The sequence below is a fragment of the Micromonospora solifontis genome, assembly GCF_003725545.1.
GTDB lineage: Bacteria > Actinomycetota > Actinomycetes > Mycobacteriales > Micromonosporaceae > Micromonospora > Micromonospora solifontis.
Map to the genome: position 1 here is coordinate 1 of NZ_RJLN01000174.1, position 3,561 is coordinate 3,561.

Sequence of the window (3,561 nt, forward strand, 5' to 3'; positions counted from 1 at the left end):
AAGGACCACCGCACCCACCCGGGACCTGCGGAGAGCCCGGTGCCCTGCAAGGGGCACGCCGGGTTCGGGAGGCGGCTCGGGGAAACCCACCGGTGGAAACATCGGCAGGGCGCCCCGAGCCGACCTCACCGCCACTCCGGTATCGGTCTGCACACCCCGGCATCGGTGCACTACGGCACCGCCGGCGACGTGCACGACCAGCGGCAGCGCACCCTCGACGCCGCCTGGCGAGTCCACCCGGACCGGTTCACCCGCCGCCCCCGACCCCCGGCCCTACCGACCACCGTGTGGATCAACAAACCAGCAGCTCAACCCACAGATCTACAGAACACCTGACCACGAAAACGTCTCACTTGACTTGACAGGTTCCGCGAGCGAGGCGACGGCGACCGTAACGGCAGCCTGCTGCGCTACCGCGACGGTCGGCCGCTGACCTACCGGCGCTACGACCAACTCTGGGCGAGGATCGGGCAGCATCTGCGGTGGGTGCACACCCAGCAGATCAGTACGCATTGGCTGCGGCATACCACCCTGACGTGGGTGGAGCGCACCTACGGTCACGCCGTGGCCCGCGCCTACGCCGGCCACACCGACAGTGGCGGGAGCGGCTCGACGGCCACCTATGTGCGGGCAACTCTGCAGGAGGTCGCGGTGGCTTTGGCCGGCCTGACCGGCGAGGACCATCCGCTCGCCGCAGAAGCCTAACTGGATCACCCGGTGGCCTCCCTCGATCATCGAGGGAGGCCACACTTTTCTTTGCACGGGCGTTTCAAGATCATGAGTGTGGTGTGAGTGACTGGTCGCGGTCTGGCCACAGTGGCGTGTCGCGCGGCGGGGTGGGGACGAAGCTCCGGTAGGACGAGGTCTTCTCACGGATCTTGTCTTGACGGAGCTTCGTCGTGGTGCAGTGTGTCATGTCCGACGCTGATGTGGCGTCGGTTGCGGGTGTCCCGGTAGCTCAGGCATGCGCTGACCTGCTGGAGTTGCTGGCCGGGGTGTCAGATGGCCGGTCGTCGCAGGGCCGGGATCATCCGGCGGCGGTGGTGTTGGCGCTGGTCGCGGCGGCGACGGTGGCGGGGATGACCGGTTACACGGCGATGGCGGGCTGGGTGGCCGACGTGCCGCAGCCGGCGTTGACCGACTTGTATCTACGGGCCGGTGTGCTGCCGGCCGGTCGGCCGTCGAGGTCGACGTTGTGGCGGGTGTGCACCGATACCGATCCGCAGGCCCTGGACACCGCGACCGGGGCCTGGACGACGGGCCGCCGATCAGGCCTCGATCCGGTGGCCGAGGCCTTGCCCGAGAACGATCCGGCACCGCAGCCCGCACCGGCGGACCTGGTCCGCTTGGACGGCAAGACCGTCTGCGGCGCCGTTGACGCCGACGGGCAGCAACTGCACCTCTCGCGGCGTTGGCCGGTGGCGTCGAGCCCGGCACACCCGCTGTGGTGATCGGCCAGGTCGACGTCGCCGGGGCCAAGACCAACGAGCCGGCCTGCGCCCGCGACCTGCTCGAAACCCTCGACCTCGACGGCAGGACCGTCACCGCGGACGCGTTGCACACGGTCAAGGCCACCGCCGAACTCATCCACGCCCGCGGCGGCCATTTCCTGTTCCCGGTCAAGGAGAACCCGCGGTCCCTGTTCGACGCCCTCAACACGCTGCCCTGGCCGAGGGTGCCGGTCGCCGCCAGCCGCATCGACACCAGCCACGGGCGGATCACCCGGCGTACGATCCAGGTCCTACCCGCCCCGCCCGACCTGCCGTTTCCCCACGTCAACCAGATCTGGCTGATCGAACGCTACGTCACCGACGCCGCCGGTCGGAACCTCAGCGCCGCCGCCCAACTCGGCGTGGCCAGCCACACCCCCGAGCAGGCCAGGCCTGCCCAGATCGCCGCCTTCAACCAGGGTCATTGGGCCATCGAATCGCTGCACTGGATCAGAGACACCTGCTACCGCGAAGACGCCAGCCAGCCGGGTCCGTACCCGCAACGGACCCCGTGTCCTGGCCTCCATGCGCAACCTGGCCATCAACGCCCTACGCCTGGCCGGACGCTACGACACATCACCGAAGCCACCCGCTGGGCCAGCCGCAACATGACCAGGCCCTTCACCATCCTCGGACTCGCATCATGATCTTGAAACGCCCGTGCTTTTCTTTGTGGGGAACCCGGCACTGTCGGCGCTCACGGAATTGCTCGATCCCCCGCAGGTCAAGCAGGCACAACAGGGCCCCATCGCGGAGATCCGCTCATTCGCCAACGGGCTCAGCAAGGACTGGGCCGCAGTCACGGCCTTCCTGACCAATGACCTGGAGTTCCGGCGCGGTCGAAGGCGTCGTGAACCGCAAAATGATCAAAAGGGAGCTGCACGGCCGAGCCGACCCCGAATTACTCCGCCGCCGGATCCTCCTCGCCGACTGACATCAACAAACGCCGATCATCAAGTTCGTGCCGGAGCCAGATCCCCGTTGCCGTTGACACACGGCCCGAGCCACTCGGTGCGGAACCGGTCGCCGACACCTGCGCGATAACGTGACTACATCGAGGCAGGAAACGACGCCGAACTGCTACCGCCGGCACGCACCGACCCCACGAGGCTACGGCAACGTGGGCAGAGGTGGCATCTCCGGCAGGCCAAGCTTCGACTGTACGAACTGAAGCATCACCCGTTGATGCTCGGCTGCCAGCCGTGGCAGGTCTTGTACGGATGTGCGGTGCAGGACTGCAGCGTCGAACCCGAAGTGGACTCTTACCACCTTCCGCCCCTTGCTAAGGCGGGGTTTGGGCACACCGTCCCATGTGTAAGAGGGGTAGGTCTCAAGGTCGGGTACGCCGGAGTTGCTCCACCAAGCTGCCCATGCAGGATCGGCGTCAATCGCCCGCTCTAGTTGATAGGCCGCGTCGTCGAAGTCATCACGTTCGGCCTTCACGTCGTACATATGACCGCTCATGTACCAGTTCCACCATTTGCCATGGCCGCCGGTGGCGCCGGCCCCGACTCGGGGGTCTTCGCTGTCGGCAGGCGGATCCAAGATCAGCTCGTCATCCCAGTCCAGCCCAGTGGCGCGTCGAAACGCCTGAGGCACTACCTCCAGGAGTTCCTCGGCGTCTGCCACGTGCCAGCGGCCCGACATAGCGTTGGCGTCGGCCACTACCGTCTGCCATGTGCTCTGGCCAGCGGCGACCACGGCGAGTCGTGCGTAGAGGAAGACGTCGTCGGACATGGGAAGTGCTGGAGCAGCGGCTGGTTCCGAGACATCCCAGACCGCCTGCGACAGGTGTTGCGGAGTGGCAAGTGCGCGTACCGCCGTCGCGAGGTCGTTGGCGAACTGCCGCACCTCAGCCTCTCCACCCGCGGCCAAGCTTTCGACAAGTCGCCCGCATCCTTCGGGATTAACCACGCCGTCCAGGGCGCTCACATGCGACCAGAACTTTTCGGAAATCACCGGGGCATCCTTCCAGAGCTTCGTGCCGATTGCCGCCTCGCCAGCTGCGGCCTGGCTGCACCTCCCGACGGCTAGGCACCTTGGAGTCTAGCGGCGAGGGGAGGCCCGGGCC

5 protein-coding genes are annotated in these 3,561 nt (G+C 67.1%); 4 read left to right on the forward strand and 1 reads right to left on the reverse strand.

The genetic code is table 11. The features are described from left to right. The first annotated feature begins 165 nt into the window (after nt 1–165). The 4 genes from EFE23_RS28355 to EFE23_RS27635 all read left to right on the forward strand — a co-directional run bounded on the left by EFE23_RS28355 (nt 166) and on the right by EFE23_RS27635 (nt 2,137). Complete coding sequence (locus EFE23_RS28355; RefSeq protein WP_158675944.1) at nt 166–336, forward strand: hypothetical protein; 171 nt, start codon at nt 166–168, stop codon at nt 334–336. 150 nt (nt 337–486) lie between these two features. Beyond that, a complete protein-coding gene (locus tag EFE23_RS27620; protein ID WP_233601175.1) occupies nt 487–705 on the forward strand; it encodes a hypothetical protein in 219 nt (72 codons plus the stop codon). A 194-nt stretch (nt 706–899) separates the two neighbouring features. Next, nucleotides 900–1,451, forward strand: coding sequence for a transposase family protein (locus tag EFE23_RS29210; RefSeq protein WP_233601176.1), 552 nt, complete (start codon nt 900–902; stop codon nt 1,449–1,451). Then, complete coding sequence (locus tag EFE23_RS27635) at nt 1,448–2,137, forward strand: ISAs1 family transposase (protein WP_158675945.1); 690 nt, start codon at nt 1,448–1,450, stop codon at nt 2,135–2,137. The genes EFE23_RS29210 and EFE23_RS27635 overlap by 4 nt, the downstream gene beginning before the upstream one ends. 463 nt (nt 2,138–2,600) lie before the next feature. Here EFE23_RS27635 and EFE23_RS27640 read toward each other — a convergent pair whose 3' ends face one another. Beyond that, complete coding sequence (locus tag EFE23_RS27640) at nt 2,601–3,449, reverse strand: DUF4240 domain-containing protein (RefSeq protein ID WP_158675946.1); 849 nt, start codon at nt 3,447–3,449, stop codon at nt 2,601–2,603. Between the last annotated feature and the right edge of the window lie 112 nt (nt 3,450–3,561).